The 22,472-nt window shown below is 59.7% G+C and carries 21 protein-coding genes; 15 read left to right on the forward strand and 6 right to left on the reverse strand.

Going from position 1 to position 22,472, the window contains the following annotated elements; translation table 11 throughout:
• Positions 1-886 precede the first annotated feature (886 nt).
• The 8 genes from IFR23_RS20450 to IFR23_RS13435 all read left to right on the forward strand — a co-directional run bounded on the left by IFR23_RS20450 (position 887) and on the right by IFR23_RS13435 (position 11,027).
• Positions 887-1,645: a helix-turn-helix transcriptional regulator gene (locus IFR23_RS20450; protein WP_274599188.1), complete on the forward strand. Its 759-nt coding sequence runs from the start codon at positions 887-889 to the stop codon at positions 1,643-1,645.
• Between the two features lie 111 nt (positions 1,646-1,756).
• A complete protein-coding gene (locus tag IFR23_RS13405; protein ID WP_192976354.1) occupies positions 1,757-2,311 on the forward strand; it encodes an acyl-homoserine-lactone synthase in 555 nt (184 codons plus the stop codon).
• A 67-nt stretch (positions 2,312-2,378) separates the two neighbouring features.
• On the forward strand, positions 2,379-2,999 hold the full coding sequence (locus tag IFR23_RS13410; protein ID WP_192976355.1) for a GntR family transcriptional regulator: 621 nt from the start codon (positions 2,379-2,381) through the stop codon (positions 2,997-2,999).
• Positions 3,000-3,153: 154 nt separating this feature from the next.
• Positions 3,154-4,071, forward strand: a complete 918-nt coding sequence (locus IFR23_RS13415) for a nucleotidyltransferase and HEPN domain-containing protein (protein ID WP_192976356.1) — start codon at positions 3,154-3,156, stop codon at positions 4,069-4,071.
• Positions 4,072-4,633: 562 nt separating this feature from the next.
• Positions 4,634-5,203 carry an RNA polymerase sigma factor gene (locus IFR23_RS13420; RefSeq protein WP_192976357.1) on the forward strand — a complete coding sequence of 190 codons (570 nt, stop codon included), beginning with the start codon at positions 4,634-4,636 and terminating at the stop codon, positions 5,201-5,203.
• A 32-nt stretch (positions 5,204-5,235) separates the two neighbouring features.
• Positions 5,236-6,234 (forward strand): FecR family protein, encoded by a 999-nt coding sequence (locus tag IFR23_RS13425; RefSeq protein ID WP_192976358.1) that lies wholly within the window; start codon positions 5,236-5,238, stop codon positions 6,232-6,234.
• A gap of 120 nt (positions 6,235-6,354) precedes the next feature.
• Entirely contained in the window at positions 6,355-8,913 is a 2,559-nt protein-coding gene (locus IFR23_RS13430) for a TonB-dependent receptor (protein ID WP_192976359.1), read from the forward strand.
• Positions 8,907-11,027 carry an Atxe2 family lasso peptide isopeptidase gene (locus IFR23_RS13435; protein WP_192976360.1) on the forward strand — a complete coding sequence of 707 codons (2,121 nt, stop codon included), beginning with the start codon at positions 8,907-8,909 and terminating at the stop codon, positions 11,025-11,027. The genes IFR23_RS13430 and IFR23_RS13435 overlap by 7 nt, the downstream gene beginning before the upstream one ends.
• Here IFR23_RS13435 and IFR23_RS13440 read toward each other — a convergent pair.
• The 3 genes from IFR23_RS13440 to IFR23_RS13450 are packed head-to-tail and all read right to left on the reverse strand — an operon-like array spanning position 11,001 to position 13,626.
• A complete protein-coding gene (locus tag IFR23_RS13440; protein ID WP_192976361.1) occupies positions 11,001-12,797 on the reverse strand; it encodes an asparagine synthase-related protein in 1,797 nt (598 codons plus the stop codon). The genes IFR23_RS13435 and IFR23_RS13440 overlap by 27 nt on opposite strands.
• A complete protein-coding gene (locus IFR23_RS13445) occupies positions 12,794-13,462 on the reverse strand; it encodes a lasso peptide biosynthesis B2 protein (RefSeq protein WP_192976362.1) in 669 nt (222 codons plus the stop codon). Before IFR23_RS13445 ends, IFR23_RS13440 begins: the two co-directional genes overlap by 4 nt.
• Positions 13,463-13,506: 44 nt before the next feature.
• Entirely contained in the window at positions 13,507-13,626 is a 120-nt protein-coding gene (locus IFR23_RS13450; protein ID WP_192239727.1) for a benenodin family lasso peptide, read from the reverse strand.
• Between the two features lie 583 nt (positions 13,627-14,209).
• Here IFR23_RS13450 and IFR23_RS13455 point away from each other — a divergent pair.
• Positions 14,210-14,554, forward strand: coding sequence for a hypothetical protein (locus IFR23_RS13455; RefSeq protein WP_192239726.1), 345 nt, complete (start codon positions 14,210-14,212; stop codon positions 14,552-14,554).
• A 4-nt stretch (positions 14,555-14,558) separates the two neighbouring features.
• Here IFR23_RS13455 and IFR23_RS13460 read toward each other — a convergent pair whose 3' ends face one another.
• The 3 genes from IFR23_RS13460 to IFR23_RS13470 all read right to left on the reverse strand — a co-directional run bounded on the left by IFR23_RS13460 (position 14,559) and on the right by IFR23_RS13470 (position 15,989).
• Positions 14,559-14,744 (reverse strand): hypothetical protein, encoded by a 186-nt coding sequence (locus IFR23_RS13460; RefSeq protein WP_192239725.1) that lies wholly within the window; start codon positions 14,742-14,744, stop codon positions 14,559-14,561.
• Between the two features lie 259 nt (positions 14,745-15,003).
• Positions 15,004-15,273, reverse strand: coding sequence for an SOS response-associated peptidase family protein (locus tag IFR23_RS20565; protein WP_192976363.1), 270 nt, complete (start codon positions 15,271-15,273; stop codon positions 15,004-15,006).
• 164 nt (positions 15,274-15,437) lie between these two features.
• Positions 15,438-15,989, reverse strand: coding sequence for a hypothetical protein (locus IFR23_RS13470; protein WP_192239723.1), 552 nt, complete (start codon positions 15,987-15,989; stop codon positions 15,438-15,440).
• Positions 15,990-16,787: 798 nt separating this feature from the next.
• Here IFR23_RS13470 and IFR23_RS13475 point away from each other — a divergent pair.
• Genes IFR23_RS13475 through IFR23_RS13500 form a run of 6 tightly spaced genes read left to right on the forward strand, consistent with a single transcriptional unit; the run spans position 16,788 to position 22,471 of the window.
• The gene (locus IFR23_RS13475) at positions 16,788-17,384 is read left to right on the forward strand and encodes a lytic transglycosylase domain-containing protein (RefSeq protein ID WP_192976364.1); all 597 of its coding nucleotides are present in this window, start codon (positions 16,788-16,790) and stop codon (positions 17,382-17,384) included.
• Positions 17,381-18,709, forward strand: coding sequence for an LPD7 domain-containing protein (locus IFR23_RS13480; RefSeq protein ID WP_192976365.1), 1,329 nt, complete (start codon positions 17,381-17,383; stop codon positions 18,707-18,709). The genes IFR23_RS13475 and IFR23_RS13480 overlap by 4 nt, the downstream gene beginning before the upstream one ends.
• A gap of 9 nt (positions 18,710-18,718) precedes the next feature.
• Positions 18,719-19,051: a TrbC/VirB2 family protein gene (locus tag IFR23_RS13485; RefSeq protein ID WP_244655671.1), complete on the forward strand. Its 333-nt coding sequence runs from the start codon at positions 18,719-18,721 to the stop codon at positions 19,049-19,051.
• A gap of 1 nt (position 19,052) precedes the next feature.
• Positions 19,053-19,388 carry a type IV secretion system protein VirB3 gene (locus IFR23_RS13490; protein WP_192976366.1) on the forward strand — a complete coding sequence of 112 codons (336 nt, stop codon included), beginning with the start codon at positions 19,053-19,055 and terminating at the stop codon, positions 19,386-19,388.
• Complete coding sequence (locus IFR23_RS13495) at positions 19,381-21,747, forward strand: VirB4 family type IV secretion/conjugal transfer ATPase (protein ID WP_192976367.1); 2,367 nt, start codon at positions 19,381-19,383, stop codon at positions 21,745-21,747. The genes IFR23_RS13490 and IFR23_RS13495 overlap by 8 nt, the downstream gene beginning before the upstream one ends.
• Positions 21,680-22,471 carry a type IV secretion system protein gene (locus tag IFR23_RS13500; RefSeq protein WP_244655672.1) on the forward strand — a complete coding sequence of 264 codons (792 nt, stop codon included), beginning with the start codon at positions 21,680-21,682 and terminating at the stop codon, positions 22,469-22,471. Before IFR23_RS13495 ends, IFR23_RS13500 begins: the two co-directional genes overlap by 68 nt.
• The last annotated feature ends 1 nt before the right edge of the window (position 22,472 follow it).

Below are 22,472 nucleotides of genomic sequence, written 5' to 3' on the forward strand. Positions count from 1 at the left end.
GTCGAACGCGAGCAATATGGCCTTCCGTCGCACAAGCGCGATCAGGCGATGATCATCGGTTGCATGCTATCACGCCGGGCCAGCTTTGTTGGCTTTATGTCTGACGACCGGATTTGCATGCCGCCCATGCTGCCCTAAACGACGTCGAGGGCAGCCAGAGAGCAACTCCGGAGCGTTGCCCTCGGGCTGCGTACTGGACCTGCTACGGTTCGGACCTCGGCGGTGAACGGGTAGCCGCCATATGTGCACGCTAATCCAGACCTACTGCCTCAACGACGTCGAACTGCACGCCCTGGTTCCACAAGGTCCTCGCTCAGATCTCGAACTGTTCACAACCCCTGATTGACGAGCTGTTGCCGTGGAAACGGAAGGCCAGGCAGGCACGACCGTACCCATTTTCCGTTGCTTGCATCAGAGGATACGGCGCACGGTAGTACTCATCCGTCACGGGTAGGCCACAGAACCTGCAAGTCCATAACAGCCTGTTATATCGCAAGACACAACGAGGCTTTCCAGCAAGGTCGCCGTCGACAAACATGGCGCCTTCAGATGCCTGAACACGCGTCACCGCTCAGATACCTTTTTCCAGCCATTTTGGATAATCGCCTCACCAACCGTAAATACAGGATATGGCGCGAGCCTTTGATTCTTCCTCATACATTTTGCCATCCCGGTAGATCTTAAACCGTGAACAACAATTTGCTTGTAGTTTGTGTCGTAGCTTTCTTACAAATCGGCACCGGACGGCCGGTTCGCGACCGTTCGATCTATAGAAAGCAGACGATTCAGCGCGCGAGCGCGAGCCGTCGAGCAATAACTAGGGGCGGCCACTGTAACCGTATCGCGTGTCTGCAGGGCCGAGTGTATCGCTATGCACCTGCAAACGATGGTTGCCGATTTTTACGATGTCATGGAATTGGTCGATACGCAGGAACGGCTTTCAGATCTTATTACCGGGTTCTGTACCACCGCTGGGATCCCGTACTTCGCGCTTACACATCACATAGAATTCAGTCAAAAACCCGTTGATGCAGTCCACCTCCATAATTACCCATCTGATTTCGCAGCCTATTACCATCATAACGGGTTAATGATCCGGGATCCTGTTCACCGCGTAAGCGAGCAGAGGAGTGCGGGCTTTGCATGGGCCGCACTACCCGCGTTGACGAACTTGACCGCAGGTGACGCAGAATTTCTCCAAATGGCTTGTAACGCCGGTCTCGGCACGGGGTACACGGTCCCCATTCACATGCCGGGCGAACATACGGGATCCTGCTCATTTGCCGTTGCGCCAGGAACAAAATTTCCTCGTGAATGCATCCCATTGCTAGAAGCTTTAGGACGCTTTGCGTTTGAAGTCGCACGTCGGCTGGTAGGCACGCCAGCTCTACTTAATAACTCTCGCGCGCATCTAACAGATCGTGAACGCGAGATCGTCATCCTACTAGGTCACGACAAATCTGAAAAGGAAATTGCACGAATACTCGGCATTAGCCCCGATACGGTAAACGACCATCTTAAACATGCGCGACAGCGGTTCGGTGTCCGCAAAAGTACCCTATTAGTCATCTGTGCTCTCATTACCGGAGCGATTACGTGGTCTGATCTTATTTATCGATCGCCAATTCCCGTATTCGCGGGATAGCGAAAATCCGATGACTGCTGCCTAAATATCCTTTGGCAACTAAAGGATATGGTTATGCAGCTGATAACATGCGGGAGAAACGACGCTAATAACTGCGATATCCTTAATATTATGTTCGCCGCACGTAAATCGGTTTTCGTTGATCTACTGGGGTGGGAACTAGCCCTACGCGATGACCGTTACGAAATTGATCAGTTCGATGATTTACAGGCGCGCTACTTGGTCATCACCTGTAACGGTCGTCATGCAGCGTCCACGCGTTTATTGCCAACGACACGTCCGCACATCCTAGACACGTTGTTTTCGCACTTATGCGAAGAACCGGTGCCGACAGGGCCGGCCGTGCTGGAAATTACGCGGTTCTGCCTGGATCGCGTGCAGCACAGCGTCAAACGCCGTGCTGCACGCGATTTCCTTGTCGCCGCGCTGGTCGATTACGCAATAGTTGAAGCGGTAAAGACCTTTACCGGCGTCGCCGAGGCTGGTTGGTTCGAGCAATTTTCTAAATTCGGTTGGCTCTGCCGCGCGTTGGCACAGCCGCAGCAGCTTGGACCGAAAACGTTGATCCCCTTTCGCATCGACGTCGACGCTAACATTGTCGAGCGTATGATGGCGACCGGAATCTATGCCCGAACCGCGCCTCGGCCCACTGGAATGGCAGCGTGATCGCCGCCGCGCCCAATAAAGGACAGACTGGGATCGTGAGCCACCGACGACGTTGCAGGTATGGGTTATGAACTCGGCGCCCACCTTCGACCGGGTCTATACTCGTATTCGAAGTCGTATTCTGACCGGATGGTGGCGTCCGAGCGCGCGGATTGACCTTACGCTTCTTGCTGACGATCTGAATGCCAGCATCACCCCGATCCGCGACGCATTATACAGGCTGGTCGGCGAGCGGCTCGTCGTACTAGGCGTGTCTGAAGGGTTCGCTGTGCCCAGCCTCACTGAGCCCGACCTTCACGACCGCTACCGTTGGAACGAAATGCTGATCCTGCTCGCCCTCGGATCGCTGACCAAGTCACCGTTGGGGTTGCCAGTATCTCTGCTTGAGCCTGAAAACCTGGAAACGCACCCCGCGCGCCTGTTCCAAGAAATTGCCAAACGGGCAGGCCAGAGCGAATTGGTCGCCGCTGTAAACATCGTAAGCGATCGGCTTGCTTACGCGCGTATCGTCGAGCTCAAACTAGGCATCGCCACGCTGGGGGAGACGACTGATCTCCTACAGGCGCTCGACGATGGAGCGCTTGGCGTTCGGCGTGCGGCCATAACTCGGTATCATCGCCGACGCTTGCAGCAGTGCGGTCGCAACGTAAATGCCATCCATCGCGATGCAAGACACGATTATATGTAATACACGTATTCATCATATTCAATGGATAGCGGGCAGAGACGGTCGAATCCTGATCCGTCTGCGGTAGAACGAGAGGCCCGCATGCTGCAGGAGCGCGCCAGATATCGTTCGCTAAGGGTGTTGCGCGGACGCAGCACCGGTTAGGATAATAAGCATGCGAAACGATCTCGACCTTCTGCCGCCTACCAAGCGTGACGAACTGGACCGTATCGTCGCGACACTGTTCGAAGAATTCGGCTTCGTAACCGACGCTGCAACCGGGCGCCGCAAGGGCGCGCGCATTCTCAAGATCATATTATTCGGATCCTATGCGCGTGGCGATTGGATCGACGCCCCCCTGTCGGCCAACCGTTACAAATCCGATTTCGATTTGCTCGTCATCGTCAACCAGAAGGAGCTTGCGGACCGAGCCGCCTATTGGTCTCAGGCCGAGGAACGGCTGGTCCGTGAATATCTGATCGAGAAAACGCTTACCACGCCCGTAAATTTTATCGTTCACTCGTTACAGCAAGTGAATGATGGGCTTGCCCACGGCCGAACCTTCTTTCTCGAAATCGCTCGCGAGGGAATTGTTCTCTACGAATCTGATGATCGCGAACTGCACCAAGCCAAACCGAAGACCCCTGCTAACGCTTACACAATGTCGCAAGAATATTTTGACGAGTGGTTTCCATCCGCCATTAAACGGTTTGAGGGTGGCCAATTTTACACTGGCAAAGGCTATAGAAAAGACGCGGCTTTTGACTTTCAACAGGCCACTGAGCGTCTCTACAATTGCTTACTCCTCACGCTGACCTTCTACACCCCCTACAATCACAACCTCGCCTTCCTACGAACGCAGGCGGAGCGGCTCGATCCGAGATTATTTGCGGTGTGGCCGCGCGGAACGCGCAAAGAGCGGGCAATGTTTGAGAAGCTGAAGGACGCCTATGTGAAAGCGCGTTATTCAAAGCATTACCGCATTACCGACGACGAACTCGCATGGTTGAGCACCCGTATTGAAGCGCTCGGTCAAGCCGTTCACACGATTTGCACATCGCATATCGCCAAGCTGGAGGCCGCAGCTGCGTAGTTGCTCGCGCAGAAAACCCTAACCTTCTGCCACTGACGGGCACCATTTCTAATTCTTCAAGAATGCAATATCAGCAACCCGGTAGTCTCCTACGTAATTAGCTTAGCATAAAAGCCCGTTCAGGGGGGGCAATTGTAAAGATATGGGACCTGTCCGCCATCCCAGGATGGTTTAACTGACACTGTTTCCTATCTGACGATAGCTGCCAGTGCGCACCGCGGTAGCGGTCGAGACGCGTCAATGCACTACTCAAGCGCTAAGCGTATTAACGCCTTGCTGTCGTCGCGCTTTGTCTGCATCATGGCCCACGCAGGGTAGACCAAGCTGGCAACCACCCTGTGGGATCTTCCCGCCGGGCATTATCACGTCCGTCCATAACGGTCGGGCGGTCCATGGGTCGCCCTGGTGCAATATGCGCATCAAGTCGCCCCAAGACACACCTCGCTTAACATCGCGTCTTCTCAAGATGCGGTGATGCTGGCGCGTGAGGTGCGGTCATGCCGCTTCATCCGACTGCCCCCGATCATCGGTCTCGCCGACCGCGCGCCGGCGCGCGCGCATCATGAGCGGCAAGACCGCGCCGATAGCGAGAAATCGTAACCCGCTCTCCGCAGATCTAGCCTCTGATCTGTCCGGTTCGGGTGACCTTGATGCGCTATACCGCGAGGAAGCCCCTCGTCTCGCCCGATATTTTCGTCGTCACGCGCGCCAAACCGATGAGGTGCCCGACCTCGTCCAGGAAACCTTCGCCCGGCTGATCGCTGCCAAAGCGAGCGAAACATGTCGGCGTCCAGCTGCTTATCTGCAGCGCATGGCGCGTAACCTGCTGATCGATCAATCGCGGCGTCCGCACACACGCCTCGCGCGGTTCCACGTCTCGATCGACGACCAGTGCGAAGTCACCGGGCAGCCTGAACAAGGCCACGCGATCGAAGCCGACGACGCACTGCGTATGTACGGTCAGGTGCTGGCCGCCCTGCCCGACCGAACCCGGCATGTCTTCACTCTTCATCGGGTAGACGGGCTCGGCTACAAGGCCATCGGCGAACAGTTGGGGATCAGCGTGCCGACTGTGCAATATCATGTCGCCAGAGCACTCATGCAGCTGGACAAGGCTTTTGATCGCGGATGACAGGCGTAGATCGTTCAGATCGCAAAGGGGCGATGCGCGAGGTCGCCGCGACGTGGTTCGCCGTAATGCGGGGTCCCGATGCGGAAGTCCGCCGGGCAGAGTTCGAGGCATGGCTCGCGCAGGATTCGCTGCACCGTGAAACCTACTCGCGGATTGCGGAAATCTTCAGCCTCGGCAAAGGCCTCGCGACACCAGCATCACGGCAGCAACCCGCAGCGGCGGTCCCTGACCGCGGTCGTGCACGGTATCCAATCATTGCCCTGTCGCTTGTCGTCGCGACACTTGGTGGCGGTGCGTGGATGATTGGTCTCGCGCAATCGGCTCTTCACACCAAGCCGCAATCCATACGGGCAGAAACGGGGCCTTTGGCCTTGAATGCGCGCTATGCGACGCGCCGGGGGCAGATCAGTCGGATCCGTCTTGCGGACGGATCAACGATCACGCTCGACACGAACAGTTCGATCGCCGTGGCTTTCGATAAGACGAGCCGGCTCCTGCGTCTGCGCTCTGGTCGCGCACGGTTCGATGTCGCGCATGAAGACCGCCCTTTCGTCGTCAGCGCTGGCACCGGTAGCGTGACGGCTCGTGGAACAGTATTCGATGTGGCCGTGCAGTCGACGGGCACGGTCGCCGTCCGGCTGTTGCGCGGTGTGATTGATGTAGCGCTGTCTAGCAACACGGCAGAACGACTGACGCGCAAGCCGGTGGTAGAACGCCTGAGACCGGGCCAGCAGGTCGTCATGGCCGGTACGACGCTGACTGGTGCGAGAAGCCTCTCCAGCCCGATCGATGCAAATTGGCCCAACGGTGAGCTGGACTGTGATCGCGCGTCGCTGGCGACAGTCGCACGCGCCGCCAACCGCTACGGCAATATACGGATTGCCCTTGCTGACCCCGCCCTTGGTAATCTGCGCGTATCGGGCGCCATCCGCATCGACGATTCCCGTAAACTCGCCGACAGGCTTGCGCTGCTGTTCGATCTGCGTGTCGACCATAGTGATCCCACACGGCTCGTTCTGCGCGCGCCGTAAATATTTCGACCCTGTCTCATAATCCGTCGCTGCGATCCGTCGATGTCCTGATCGTCGCATCAATTGCGGCGGACACAAGGGGGCAGAATGGGACATCACGACCGACGCATCCGACGCGCCATGCTGGCAACAGCCATACTCGTAAGTGCAGTATGTTCGACACCTGCATTCGGCCTGACGAGCCCATCACAGGCCTATCATCTGCCGGCACAAGGCTTGGAAGCGGCGTTACGTGAAGCAGGGCGCATATCTGGCCGGCAGATCATGTTTCCGGCTCATAGCGTAGCCGGTAGGCAAGCGCCGCGCGTCGAGGGGGTCTACACAATCGAACAGGTCATCGACCAGCTCCTGGCTGAATCGGGGCTGACGGCGATCTATGACGGCGATGCGATCCTTATTCGCGCTGCCGACCACACCCCGCCCGTCGTCGGCGCAAGCGACGCAATACCAACCCCGCCGTCTGACATCGTCGTCACCGGTTCACGAATCCGCGGCACACCGATCGCGTCCCCTGTCATAACGCTTAGCCAGGAAGCGATCCGCAACACAGGACAGGCCACCCTTGGCGACGTAGTCCGCTCGCTGCCGCAAAGCTTTGGCGGGGGCCAGCAGCCCGGGATCGGTCTGAACGTTCCTGGGAGTAGCGGTGGCGATGTCGGGGGTGGATCTTCGATCAACCTGCGAGGGTTGGGCAGCGATGCGACGCTGACGCTGCTCAACGGACACCGCGTCTCCTATGGCGGTGCGCGGCAGAGTGTCGACGTGTCGGCGATCCCACTAAGCGCAGTCGACCGACTAGAGATCGTTCCGGACGGCGCCTCGGCGATCTACGGGTCCGATGCCGTTGCCGGGGTGGCCAACATCGTATTGAAGCGCGATTACCGCGGCATAGAGGCGCGGGCCGGTCTGGGCGTTTCAGCAGACGGCGGAAACTTCACCCAGCAATATGGCGTGCTGAGCGGTACGACGTGGCGTTCGGGCGGCTTCGCACTTGCCTATGAGTTCAACCGCAACACGCAAATTACGGCGTCGCAGCGTGACTATGCAAAAAGTGTCACCCCCGGGCTGACCCTCTATCCGGCCATCAAGAGCCACAACGTCTTGTTTACCGGCCACCAGACGATCGGTGACAACCTCACAGTGTCGCTCGATGCGCTGTACAATCGTCGAACCGAGGCGCTCGCCTACCCGCTTGATGAAAGCGGGGATCGTGCAATCGCGCATGGCGAGCGCACGGGTGGCGCCCGGTCCTTTGTCATTGCCCCTTCGGTCGAATGGCGGGTCGGACAAGACTGGCGCATCGCGCTTGCTGGATCGGTTGCGCAGGATCGCACCCGGTTCCTGACCCGGGAGTTCACCGGTACCCGGCTCGATTACACCAGCGCCGGATGCTATTGTAACGACCAGCAGTCGATTGAACTGAATGGCAACGGAGCGCTTGCCACCCTGCCCGCGGGCAATCTCAAGGTTGCACTGGGCGCTGGATATCGATCGAACGGGACGGCCTTTTCGGCAGGCTCAGGCAACACCCAGAATTTCACACGCGGCCAAGACAGCTCTTATGGTTACGCCGAGCTCAGTCTGCCGATCGCCTCACCGGACATGGCCGTGCCCGGCATTGCCCGGCTCAATCTCACTGCTGCCGCAAGGTACGAGCGCTATCCTGGGATTGGCGACGTAGCGACACCCAAGATCGGTTTGATCTACGCACCCGACGCGACCTTCGACATCAAGGCCAGCTGGGGTCAGTCGTTTCGCGCGCCGACCCTGCGTCAGGCGTTTCAACCAACCGGCGTGGTCCTGTACCGCGCCGCGCAGGTAGGCGGTACAGGGTATCCGGCAGGGTCGACCGTTGCCCTGGTCAGCGGCGGGAACGCCGACCTGCGCCCAGAACGCGCCACGAGTTGTTCGGCAACACTCGTCATCCATCCCCCCGCCCTCCGCGGTGCGCAGCTCGAGATCAGCTATTTCGATACCCGGTATCGCGACCGCATCGTCACGCCGATCGACCGCGCGTCGCAGGCCCTTAGCAATCCGATCTATGCTGATTATGTCACCCGCAATCCCACGGCAGCCGAGATCGCCGCGCGGGTGACCGCGTCGCCGTCGTTCGTCAACGCAAGCGGTGCCCCCTATAACCCGGCCACGATCGTCGCGATCGCAGATGCAAGCAACGTCAATGCAGGCAGGCAACGGATCCACGGCGTGGATGCGTTGGCACGATACCATTTCCAGATCGGTGGACCCGACCAATCCATCGATCTGAGTGCGAATGCGACCTATCTGACGAGCAATCAGCAGATCACCCCTACACTGCCCGTCACCACGCTCGCCGGCACCATCTTCAACCCACCACATGTCCGGGCGCGTGGCGGCGCTAGCTGGCGTGATGGCGCACTCACCCTCACGACTACGCTGAGCTATATCGGCAGCGTCACAGATACGCGCGCCGTACCCAGCCAACGTGTTGCAGCGATGGCACCGCTCGACCTGACGGTTCGCTACAACACGAAAGGCCCCCAAACATTACGGGGGATCGATATCGCGCTGAGCGTGCAGAACGTGTTCAACGACACGCCTGCCTCGATTGCGGGCATTTTCTTCGAAGCGCCGTATGATTCCACGAACTACTCGCCTGTCGGTCGCTACGTCGGCCTATCGATCGCCAAATCATGGTGAGCCGCTCTTTTAGAGTGATGATCGGGATCATGACGACGGCTTGGCTGCTCGGCCCCATGCTCGCCGGAGCCGACTGCTTGCCTCCATCGATCGCGCCGGCGGCAAAGCGTGCTCACACCATCACTCCAGACGATCTGGTGCGCTTGCGCGATATCGGGACGCCGGACTCCTCGGCAGTAGATATGCCAAGCCCGCTCGCAATCTCGCCAGATGGCACCATGGTAGCATTCGTCCTCAGCCAGGGTGACCCGGATACCAACAGCTATTGCCGCATGCTGCTCGTCGCCGACATCAAGCCGGGCGCCGTACCGCGGGTCGTGGATCGGGGCGGCGCATTCATGATGGTCTCGGCCAATGTCCGCGGATTGATGGTCCCTTTTGGCTTGGCCGCAACGGTGACGCCGGCATGGTCTCCCGACGGTCGTTCGATTGGCTATCTGCGCCGGGACAATGGAACCACGCAAGTTTGGCGGGTCGATGTCGCGACTGGAACCGCGAAGCCCGTAACCCGCTCGCCGGTCGATATCGAGCAATGGATCTGGGCGTCGAACGGCACCATGGTCGTCTCAAGCCGTCCCGGACAGATAGCGATCCGCGCACAGGACACAGCGGAGGGACGAATGGGGTGGCGTTACGATGCCCGCTTCGCGCCGACCTATGGCCCCCACCCCCAGATGCGCGGGACTGTACCGGCCGTGATCGAAGCGATCGACTTGCGGGCAGGCACGATCAACAAAGCAAATTCCGTCCAGACTTTTCGCTTGGAAGCCAGAGAACGGGGCGGAAATGGGACCAGACTGGTCAGCGCGAAGGGCGCAACTGCCTGGTTGGATGCCGATGATGCTTCACCTGCTACTCCTCGTCGGCTCCACTTTACCGATGCGGACGGCATACAGTCACCATGTACAGCCAGCGCCTGCGTAGGGGGTATCGTCCGCCTTTTCTGGACCGCGACCGAACGCGGGGTTTTGTATCTGCGTCGCGAGGGGTGGGCAAAAAGCCAATTGGCGTTCTACCGATGGATACCAGGCACTGGCGCGCCCAAACGTTTGTGGGTCACCGACGACGTGCTGCTTGGCTGTCTCACGCATGCATCGCGCCTGCTATGCTTGCGTGAGACGTCCACATCACCGCGGCAGATCGTCGATCTTGAGGCGAAAACAGGTGTCGCAGCGCCAATATACGATCCAAATCCCCAGGCCGCTCGGTGGCAGTTCGGTACCGTCGAACGGCTGACATGGACCAACGACTACGGACTACCGGCATGGGGCGATTTGGTTCTGCCCCCCAGCCACAAGACCGGTAAGGCACTGCCGCTGATCGTCGTCCAGTATCGCAGTCTGGGATTCCTGCGCGGTGGGACCGGTGACGAATATCCTATCTTCGCACTCGCTGCGCGCGGCTTTGCCGTTCTCAGCCTTGAAGTACCACAAACGATAGGCCTTGCTTTCCCAGGCCTCAAGGATTGGGACGCGGTCAATCGTGCCGGTCTTACCGACTGGGCCGACCGCCGCAGCCAGCTTTCGTCCATGATGACAGGCATATCGCTGGTAGCGGCGCGGGGGCTGATCGATACCCATCACATCGGCATTACTGGTGTCAGCGATGGCGCGACCAGCGCGCGGTTCGCGCTGATCAACAGTCGTGTCTTCTCGGCCGCAGCCGTGAGTTCGAGCAGCCTCGAACCCAAGACCGCCATGACCTATGGCGGTCCCGCGTGGGCCGACTTTAATCGTATGCTTGGTTACCCCCGCGCAACCGACGAAGCGCCAGCTTTCTGGAAGCCTGCATCCCTTGCCCTTAATGCATCGACAATGGACGTTCCCCTGCTGATCCAGGCATCAGACGACGAATACCTGCTGGCACTCGAAACCTTCACAGCGCTGCGCGAACACGACAAGCCGGTCGATATGGTCGTCTTTCCCGACGAGCATCATATCAAGTGGCAGCCAGCGCATCGACTGGCGGCCTATACCCGGGCGATCGATTGGTTTGCTTTCTGGTTCCAAGGTGTAGTCGACCCTGATCCTGCAAAGGTTGCCGACTATCAACGCTGGTCGATGCTACGCGCTGAGCATTCCGATGTGTCAGCTGGGAACAGAAAGCCTGGTTAGCGATTGCGCTTGCAATAGCATCGATCGGACCCAGGCCTCGGTATCCACCAGTTGCATTACTCGAATATAGCCTGCGCCCTTAGCCAGCCGCGCCGGATGCATCGTCTCTGCCAGCGCAGCCGTATCAATAAGACCTTCGGCAGCAAGAAGCCCGTCAAATAGCATACTCGATATTTGACGATGGTTGACCTCGATAAGCTCGATAAGAAAGCTGTCCGGCAAGCCTTTGTCGCGTCGGTCGCAAATGCCTGAGGGCAGGACACCCCGAAACGCGTTGCGGGCGACTGCCCGATTTTGGCCGTCTTGCGTCCACAGCCAGCTCGGGACGCGTAAACATGCCTCAGCGACAGGTTGCGTGATCAGGGGAGAACACAAAGGGATAGCGGTTTGGGGATCGCGCGATTGCACGACGCTCGAGGCTGCGACAAGAAGAGCAACGTGCGCCGCACTGCCGGGCAGAACGCCTTTAGGCGGTACAAGCCACGGATGGTCAGTCGCTCCCCGGGCCATTGCGCAGGCTTTGGACGATAACAAACGTAGATCGGCGTGCCACCGATTAGCAGGCCCCCGCGTTGCAGCACGCCAGATTGCGCGGCGTGCCACGTACGCGGTTCCGGTATCAGCCGCGATCCCTATCGATCGCGCCGTGCGCCAGAAATGCCCCCATCCTCCGGTTCGGTAAAGACAGTCGGCAACGGGCGCCGGGGATTGCAAGGCTGCGAACATGTTGTCGCCCCCGCCCCCATCGAAGATCGCGGTTGCGCCGTATTGGCGCGCGAGCGCACTTGCAACGTACAGGCTGGCTTGTGCGAAAGCGCGTGCCGTCGGGCGGGGCAAAGTGCGGGCCTCAGATACAGCGAGATCGACCAGGTCTGTACTTCGTATTACCTCGCTTAAGGGTATCCCCATATGCCTAGCAACGGACTGCGCGTGCCTACGCTCATCACCGCCTCGGTCTCGCGTCACCATTGTCACCGCTACACACGGCGTCTCAGTCTTGGCCAGGCTCGCCGCCACGATCGAAGAATCGAGACCGCCGGACAACCGCAGTAGTATCTTCGAATGAGATCGGGCCTGTGCGGCGACGCTGGCTTGAACGGCGTCGCGTACGCTGTCTGCGGCCTCGTCTGCATCGCGTATACGTACATCAGCATCGACAAAATCCCAGACGCGCCAGGGCTTATCTACGGTATACCGGCCCGCCCTATCGCTCAGTCGTTCGCCACCCAAAAGTTCGTTCAGGCCTTCGAGGCAAGTCTGCTGCGCATGAAGATCGCTGGCTACCAGATGTCGCACGACAGCGGACCATAGAACTTTGAGGCTATACCCACCGAAGCGACGCAGCAGATCGATGTCGGAGCCAACCAGAATGCCGAATGGTGATCGCGCCCAATAGCAGCCTAGGTCCCCGAACGGGCTGCGAAGAACGTGAACGCCGTCTTCAGCGGACGTTGCGATGAATGCGACATAGGAGCCCCAACAGGCACGCAGAAGCGATGCGCCCTGCGTGCGCACGGCCATGCGGGCTGCTTCGGCATCGAACGTATGCAGCGTTGTAGTGGATTGCCTTGCATGAAGCCGGCCAACGACGGCACCTTGGTCGCCAATCGCGACAAGCCCATTCTGCTCGGCGATCACAACCACTCGCGGGCCAACGTTTTGTACGGCGAAAGTCCCGGCCTCGGCAATCACCCTGGCGTAAGCGGCTTCCCACGCCAACCGTGTAGCCGGATCGAACGCGAGCAGCGCAAAATAGCGGTGCGTCGTCATACAATCAGGATCGGCGTAAAGGGAGCAACGGTACCCGGGTCGTCGCTGATCAGCATATTGTCATGCTGGACCCAACAATGGGCTTCAAAGGGTCTTAGCTTCACGCCCAAGACAAGATCAGGTGCGACGCCGCGCGCAACCATGGTCCGTGTAATGGCGATCGATCGCACCAAGCAGTGTCCACGGAGGGTTATCAGGCGGTCGGCGGCCATGAAAGCGCAGGCAACCTCGGCTGGATCACGCGCCGACCGAACACCGAGCACCCGTTTCTTGCATAGCCTGGAGCGAGCGATACCGTTCAAAACGCGATCCAACGACCGGCATTTCAGGTCCACGGCAGCAAAGGCATATTGCGCAAGTGCAGTGATTACCGAGGAGGATGTTGCTTCGATACCGCGATTTCTTCCGGTTGGGGTGTGACACGCTAACGGGGCGCAGAGCGTTGGACGGATTGCACCATCAATGCTGCGTACAATGTCACGATCAACCAACCGATGAATCGCAAGCTGGTTTGTTGGGTCGGTATCATGCCCCGAGCACAGACGAAGGCACGCCGTGTTGAGGCTGGGGGCCAACAGGAAATAGCGATCCGCGGGGAGATCGAGAAAGACAAGGCTTCCAGCGACATCGCAGGCGTGCAGACCAGGGCGAAATATGTATCCCATACAAGCGATACGGCGCGCGGAGTGGCCCGCGCGCCGCCTTTCGCTCAGTCGTCGGAGAGGCCGGCGAGTGCGCGCTGCAGAATTTCATCCTGCCCGGCACCGACCGAACCCTTGGTCTCGACGCTAGCTACGCCGAGTTCGATGAGATCGTCATTGCGCTCCATGATTAACTCCTTCGATTGCCGCGAGATTGCAGCACGAAGAACCTGCGCGTGGAGGTGCAGGATACCAATCTTATACGAAGCTTATTTTTTGCGCTGCCGCGCCAAGCTCCGGATCAGCCGGACACTGGCAAACATACCCCTGCCGCCGGCCCTCACTTCTGCGCGGTAAGCGACCCGGTCGGCGTTGAACGTCAGATCGACAAGCGAGGCAACACTGAGTCCTTGTGCTTACATCTTCGATGCCATTCGCATCCGAGATATTCAATAGGGTATGCTTGAGGCGCAATAAGTGTTCACGGCCGCCTCTATCTATTATAATCTGACAAATCTGAGTTTAATGAAGATAGATGCCTTTGCTAAACTCATGCGGCTAGAAGCATAACATCACGATCTCGCTTCGAATTGAGCAATGTCAGATTCAAACCGTTGTCAGCTGTGACGGCATTGTAGGATTAAAGTTCGAGTGCAAGACGCGGGTCTCCACCATAGACGACGGACATGCCGCAGGTGCCGACATAACGAGCCTTGGCCGCGCCGAGCCGAGCCATATTGCATTTAGCTCACAGTGCCACGAGTAGGGCCCATGCCTCACGCCAGCAACATCGTCTATTGCGACGGCCCCGACAGCCCGCATGCGTTCGACATCGTTCCACTCCAGCCTCGCAAGGGTAGTCTGGATGCAATGTGCCCGGTCTGCCAAGGCAGAGGCCAGTGGAACACCGAGATCGATCTCGTCAGTTTCCGTTGCAAGCGCACTGCTTGCGATCGTTGTCACGGTGCTGGCTGGGTGGAGACCGGCGCCGATCCCGTCGGACTGCCCGATATCGAGATCGCACCAGGGGGCTACCCCCGGTGGACCCTGCGCTACGAACCTGCTGACGAAGTCTCCCAGATTGATCCGGAAACGCCAAACCTGTCGCAAGCCTAACCCGTTATCGGTTTGGGTCAGGCGCCCCAAGCTTCGCTGCGATCCGCGCAACTTCCTCGTCGCTAGGCTCGTCCGGCACTTCCTCACCAGGCAGGAGTGCGTCATCGGGGATGCCCGGTGCGGTACTGGCAATCGGCTCGTCGATGGCACGTTCGTTGGCACCGTCCGTGATCTTTTCTTTGTTCGCCATGTCTGTCTCCTTCGTTGCGCTAAAACGCACAGGCGACGTTATGGAGCCAAAGCGATCAGTGGCGAACCGTCCCTACTGTTTGGACGACGCGGCGATAAAATCTACCGCAACCGCTATCCGGCGCCAGTCTTCCGGATTGGCGGTATCGCGGAGGATATCGAAGAGCCTCGCTGCGAAATGCTCAGGCTCATCGTCCCCGAATTCTGCAGTGATCCTCGACGCCTTCTCCCAGACCTCCCGATCCGACAAGGCCGGCCGTTCAGGCAAGAGGGGTACTTACACGCGTCGGGAACACGGGACCCCGCACGGTCATACGATCGGTAGAATATGGGCGCTGCAACGCAAGCACGTCGTCATAGCTGCCGGTGAGCCAACGCTCGTGATCGTCCGGCCGCAGAATCGTAATCATCGCCTTCGGGTATATTGGCGCAACCAGTTCGTTCGCGTTGCATGTCATTATCGCGAAGTAGCGCTTATCGCCGACGGATCGCCAGAAACCGGCAATCGCGAACAATGGCTGATCGGTCACCCCAAACCGCATTTCCCCTTTGATCTGCTTCTTGCCGTCGCCAAGATCGGTAGGCTCGCGCCCATTCGCAGAACTCTGTCAGCGGTATCAGGCACCGGTTGGCGGGATCGCTGAGCAACGAACGCCATTGCGGGAGATGAAGGGTGCGTACGATCCTGTTGCAACTAAAGGCGCCCCGCCAAGGCCCCAGCCGCTGCGGGAGTAATAGTGTATACCGCTTCGCGCTTTGCCCCACGATTATGATGGTCGACGCGGTAGCCTTGATAGTGTCTGCGGATGAGACCTGCCCGAACAAGGTCGGACACTGCGCGACTCACATTGCAACGCCCGGATTGCCGAACGCGAACCTTCACTTCTTCGTCGATCATGCGAGCAGCAGCCGTCGGGTCGGCGGGCAGCAACTGCTGCGCAACCAGCCCTGCCTTTACCTGCTCCACAATTGCCAACCGGCGGGGATCTCGTTTTGCGACGGGAATCAGGGCGTCGCAAAGCCAGTCCCGTAGCCGGATGCGCTGCTCCTGATCGATAACATAGGGTCCTGCGCTGCCGCTGTTCTTCCCTGCGACCTTCGCAATGAGGTTTAGAACCATGAAGGCGTAGCGCGGTCGCGCAGACACATCGGTGATCCTCTCAATCAGGGCCGGAAGGTTGAGACTCTCCGCGGTCCCCTTTGAGGGCGGCTCCGCGCAATCGAAAAGGTCAAGCTGCAGGAACATAATGTGAATCTTACCACGCCTAGCGGGAATGTGAATCCCGGACGTGGCGAACAAGAAACTTTTGCCACCTGTGACACTCTGCCGTTCCCCGGCGCGAAGCCTGGCGCGGCTAAGCCCCACAATATCAGCCTAGCGGCGACGGACGCTCATCTCCAACCCATGCGAGTTACACACCTATAATGCCGGTAATACATCTAATGTGGTTTGTTGTCCGAAAACTGCGCACGACAGTCGTACCAACGATGACACTTTGCCCGTTTAAGGTAAAGTGTCACGCATGACATGGCTGATGAGGCCGTATGACAAACTCCGGTTGCCGCACCGATCCATAAATCAACAGTGAAATCCCACATTATGGGCACTCGCGACGATGCCGGGAAAACACGGCAGTCGTACGCAATATAACCACACCGTACGCAGCAGCCACGGTATCACCGTATTTACGGTGGCTGCGCTTGGTAGGTGAAAATCATACACCGCCAGCTTGAGACCATCTCAGTAGAGATGAGCGGGCTTGCTAGGAGTTTCACGTCGAATGGATATTGCAGGTGCCGATAAGACGCCCGGCATGTGCAGCCTGGTACCGCTCAACGGGGTCGGCGTACAGCAGGCCTATAAACTCAACGCCGCGGATATTATCAAGGCCGTTCAGTATATAAATAGAGTTCCTGTATTCATACTGTGTCTTTCATACATTGGTATGCCGTTAATCTGCAGAAATCATGCTTTATGCCGCATCGGACCTGTCGGAACCTTACACTACCCGATTGATACCCACTACCGGCCGGTAGTCGAGCAATGACCCAGACCGTCGTGGCAATTACCGCTCTTGCGCAGCAATGTGCGCCGGAGGTCGCGACCGAGGCGGTTGTTCCACTCGTCATGACAGAAAGCGGCGGAAACGACCTGTCGATCAACATCAACAAGGGCCCGCGCGTGCGTGTGCGCTCAGTCGCACAAGGGGTGGCGCTGGTACGTCGGTATATCGCGGCTGGCTATACGGTCGATGTGGGCTTGGCTCAGCTGAACTCGGCCAATTTCGCGCGGCTGGGCGTCACGGTCGAGCAGGTATTTGATCCGTGCACAAACCTGCAGCTTGCCTCCTCAATGCTCCAAGAAGCTTATCGTCTCGCCAGCCGTCACTATAATGGTCTGGACGCTATCTCAGCGACCTATTCGCTTTATAACACCGGCACGCTGACGCGCGGCTTCCGCAACGGCTATGTCGATCGGGTGTGGTCCGCCGCGCGCGAAATGGGCTCGATTCAAGCGCCGCGCCCGATCCAGACGACGCCGGGCAGAGCACCGACAGCGCCCCCTGCCAAACGCTATGCCGATGCCGATAGCTGGGTGGTCGGGCAGATCGCCTCGAATGCTGTCGAGGTGTTCAAGTGAGTGCCGAGAACATGGTCGCGCGGGGCGATCGCACTATAGAGTCTACTGTCGAGGAGACGGCGACATTTCAGATGCCGCCCGAACTGGCGTATCAGTATCAGATCCGCGTTATCGAACCGAGCGACGGCAGCGAGCGTCGTGTCGGCATGTTCCTGCCTAGGGATCGGGAGATTCCGTCGATCGAAATCGTCGGAAACGGCGACCGGATTGTGGCGCGCAATGAAGACCCGGAGACGATCGCTGCCCTGACCAAGATCGCCAAGCACAATGATTGGAAAGGGATCGACGTCGAAGGCTCGCAGACGTTTCGTAAAGCCGTGTGGGCAGCTGCTTCCCGCGAAGGTTTGATCGTCCGGGGCTACGAACCGGAGTTCGGCGAGCAAGCGAAGATGGAAGAGATGCGCCGCGCCGATGCAACGCGCCGTCATCGGGGGACAACCGAGGCGCCGCCCCCTACCCCCGAGCAGGTCACGCCTATGTCCGCTGTCGAAGCGAACGTAGCGACGATCACACCAAGGACGGTTGATGCCGATCGCGATGCGAAAGCGCAGGATTGCCCGCCCGCAAGCAACGGCGCGGAGTTGTCAGATGCGGATCGCAGGTTGCTGCTGGGGCTAAGTAGTTTGATGCAAGACCGCAAAACGCTAGCCGAGACCGTGCACGAGGGCATGGATCCGGTAGAGCGCCAGTTGAAGAACGAGCGCCTCGGCCTGAACCGGGAAGTGCTGGACAACGCATTCGAGTGGGCGCTGGAAAGCCCAACGCTGGTCAGCGCCTTCGAGAAGGCCGGCTACGAGCCGGCTGAGCTGCGCCAGAAAGGCCGGGATGGGAAGTGGGACACAGAGATCGCCGACGCGATCTACGTCGTCCGGTCCGGACTCCACCGGGATGTGCTGACCGTCGAGCCCGACCCCGAGCGTGACGAGATCAAGGCGGACGTCGAGGATCGTTTGGTGGCGGAATCAACGATCGCGCGGGAACGGCAGCCCGAACCGGAACCCCAGATCGTTCGTGAGGAACGCGAGCGTGACCGCGCCGAGCGTGATCACGAGAGCGAAGACCTGGCGGAGCTGTTTCTGCACGGCGGAACCGAGCAGATCGCGGCCGAGCCGCGCCTCGTCGGCGCGCTCGAGGCACAAGCGGCGATGAAACTGCATATTGCCGCGGTTTTCGATGGTGACGTGGACCAGATGACAGCCGCGAACCTCGAAAGCCGCCAAATGATCTCGGACACGTTGCGGCGCGGCCTCGACGTCTCGGTCCGGGAGCCAACGCCAGTGCGGCAGATCGAACCGGTCGAACTCACTCACGACCTGGAGAGGTAACCTCAAGCCATGGAGACCGTCATGAAATTCAAACCCGAAATTGGCCGGATGATGTCCGATGCCCGCGCCCGGCAGCTCGTCGGCTTTGTCGGCGTGATGGCCCTCATTTCGATCGCGCAGCCGGCCTTTGCTGACGGAACCTCGATCGAGAGCGGCCTGAATACGATCAAGACCTGGATGACCACGGTAGCGTCCGTCGTCGGCGTCATCGCGGTGATGGCAGTGGGCTACGCCAAGCTGACCGGCCGGATGGATTGGGCTCGCGCCGTCACAGTACTGATAGGCATCGGGATCATCTTCTCGGCAGCGACGATCGTTGGCTGGATGGGCGGATCGGCCTGAGATGGACGAGAGGCTCGCCGAGGATAAGGTGTTCCTGGCCCTGACCAGGCCATCGGTGTTCATGGGATTACCGCTCGAGGCGATCCTGCCGATCATCATGGTCTGCATGGTGATGTGGGGGATTTTCCACAATCCCTTCTACCCGTTTGGCCTGTTCGGGGCGCTCTACTTTTCGGCGCGTTGGATCTGTCACTACGACTTCAATGCTTTCCGGCTGTGGGGGCTATGGTTCCAGACGGGATTTCTCTCGAAGAACCGCAAGTTCTGGGGGGGCGGGAGCTATTCTCCCGTCCGCCTCGCCAAGGGCGTGAAGCGAAAGCATTTCGGCAATGATTGAGTTCAAGCTCAAGCATAAGAAGACCGCGCTGCGCGAGGCAGACGACGTCAAGTTCCTCCTCTATACGCGGCATGTCGACGAGACCCTGATCGCGCTCGAAGACGGCTCGCTCATGCGCATGTACCGCGTCGACGGGCGACCGTTCGAGACCAGCGACGTCTCCGACCTCAATACCTGGCACAACAAGCTCAACATCGCATGGCGCTCGATCGGCGACGATCGCGTCGCGCTCTGGACGCATCTGGTCAGGACGGCGACCGACCCGGTGATCGAGGGCGACTTCCATTCCGATTTCGCGCGCGCTTTGCAGGACAAATATACCGCAGCGCTGCGGGAGAAGGTCCTTTACCACAACGAATTCTACGTCACGATCCTCGTGCGGCCGTCGAACATGGCCGGCGACCAGATCGCGCGCATCTTCGGAAAGCGCCCCCCGGGCGCCGAGATCGACGAGCGCGCGCTGACGATCATGGCGGACAAGTGCCGCGACTTTGAATCGCTCCTGGCCGATGTCGCACCCGAGCCGCTGTCGCTCTACGAGCATGGTGGCGTGCTGTTCTCGCAGCCGATGGAGGTGCTCCACTTCATCCTCACCGGCGACCGCATCCGCGTCCCGTTGCTCAACGGGCGGTTGGGCCAGGCGCTCTATACTTCGCGGATCATATTCGGGCGCGAGGCGGCCGAGATCCGGCTGCCGCACAAGTCGCATTATCTCGGCATGTTCGGCGTGCGCGAATATGTCGCCAGCACGCGAACGGGTCAGTTCAACAGCCTGCTGACGCTCGATTTTCCGTTCGTGCTGACCCAGAGCTTCGCGCCGCTGGTCAAGTCGGACGCGAGCGACCGGTTCACGAAGAAGCACAAGCAGATGGTGTCGTCGGACGATGCCGGCGTGAGCCAGGCAGAGGAGTTGCTCGACGGCGTCGACGACCTCATGGCGAACCGCTTCGCCATGGGCGAGCATCACTTGTCGATCTCGGTCATCGACGAGAACCCGAAGCGCCTCCTGGAGCGGTTGGCGATCGCGCGGTCGGCCGCGGCCGACACCGGGATGGTAATGGCGCGCGAAGATGTCGCACTCGAGGCGGCGTTCTGGGCCCAGCTCCCCGGCAATTTCGCGATGCGCGCGCGCCCCGCGGTCATCAACACCCGCAATTTTGCGGCACTGAGCCCGTTCTACACCTTCCCCGCCGGTCGCAAGTCCGGCAACCACTGGGGCGAGGCGGTAACGCTGCTCAAGACGCGCGCGGGCTCGTCCTTCTGGTTCAACTTTCACCGCACTGATGTCGGCCACACCCTCATCATCGGACCGACCGGCTACGGCAAGACAGTGCTGCAGAACTTCCTGCAAGCGCAGCTCGAAAAGACCGGGGCGAAGCAGATCTTCTTCGACAAGGACCGCGGCGCGGAGATCTTCGTGCGGGCCTGTGGCGGCACCTACCTCTCGCTGCGCAACGGCGAACCGACCGGCTTTGCTCCGCTCAAGGGTCTCGAGCCGACGTCCGCCAACATCGCCTTCCTGCGCCATCTGGTGCGGGTGCTGGTGCGCCGGGAGAACCGGCCGCTCTCGGTCGCCGAAGAGCGGTCGATCGACGAGGGGCTGGACGCGGTCATGCGGCTGCCGGCAGCGTCGCGCTCGTTCAGCGCGTTGCGCGAGATGCTCGGCTATGCCGATGCCGAAGGCATTGGTGCCCGGCTGGAGCGCTGGTGCCTGGGCGGCCCGCTCGGCTGGGCGTTCGACGGCCCGCAGGACGAGGTGTCGCTGTCGGAGCGGTTCATCGGCTTCGACATGACGGACTTTCTGGAAAATCCGGAGATCCGCACGCCGACGATGCTTTACCTGTTCCACCGCGTCGACGCACTGCTCAACGGCCAGCGCGTGGTGGTGGACATCGACGAATTCTGGAAGGCGTTGCAGGACGATGCCTTCCGGTCGTTCGCGCAGGACGGTCTCAAAACCTTCCGCAAGCGCAACGCCTTCCTGGTGTTCGGCACCCAGTCGCCGGCGGACGCGCTCGGTTCGCCGATCGCGCATTCGATCATCGAACAGACCGCGACCAAGATCCTCCTGCCCAACCCCGACGCCAAGCGCGCCGACTATTGCGAGGGGCTCGGGCTGACCGATGCGGAATACCGCCTGATCCGGGAGGAGCTGACGCTCGAGAGCCGGTGCTTCCTCGTCAAGCAGGGCCATACGTCGATCGTCGCGAAGCTCGACCTCCGCGGAATGCACGACGAGCTCAAGGTGCTTTCGGGCCGCGAGGAGACTCTCGTCGCCATGGAGGAGGCCATTGCCCTGGCGGGCAACGATCCTGCGGCGTGGTTGCCGCATTTCTACGCAAACCAAAGGAGAAGCTGATATGTCACTTAGACGGATCATCCTGTTTGCAGCCGCGCCGATTGCGCTGGCTTCAGCCGCATCACCGGCATCGGCGCAGGGCATCCCGGTGTTCGACACGACTACTCATATGCAGGCGCTGCAGACCGCCCGTCAGACGCTCACGATGGTTGAGCAGGGCAAGCAGCAGCTGGAGACGGCCGCGAACCAGCTCAACTCGCTTCGCAAGCTGACGAACGTCAACAGCATCGCGCCGCAGTTACTCAACCAGCAGGTCCGCAATATCCTGCCAAACACGACGATCGATGCCTCGACCCTGCTCAGCGGCGATCTGTCGAAGCTGGGCTCGCTCGGCTCGCTCGCATCGAATATCCAGTCCCGATACGCGCTATCGTCGTCGGGTTCGGATGCCGACGCGGCCTATAACCAGGCGCTGAAGGACGCGACCGGTTCGTCAGCCGTAACGGCCGCGCTGGGCGAAAACACGCTCAGCATCACACAGTCCCGGATGCAGGGCCTCGATCAGCTCCGCGAACAATTGTCGAGCGCCCGTGATCCGAAGGACGTCATGGATCTGCAAGCGCGTGTCGCGGTCGAGCAGGCGCAGCTCCAGAATGACATGCTCAAAATGCAAGCGATCCGAATGTCCCAGGAAGGTCAGGCGTCACTGGCTCTCGCGGCAACGCAAACTGCTGCGGCTCGCGATGCAGAAGCAACTTTCAACGATACCCTTGCAGGGAATTGAC

This window comes from Sphingomonas sp. CFBP 13603, from assembly GCF_014892665.1.
Lineage (GTDB): Bacteria > Pseudomonadota > Alphaproteobacteria > Sphingomonadales > Sphingomonadaceae > Sphingomonas.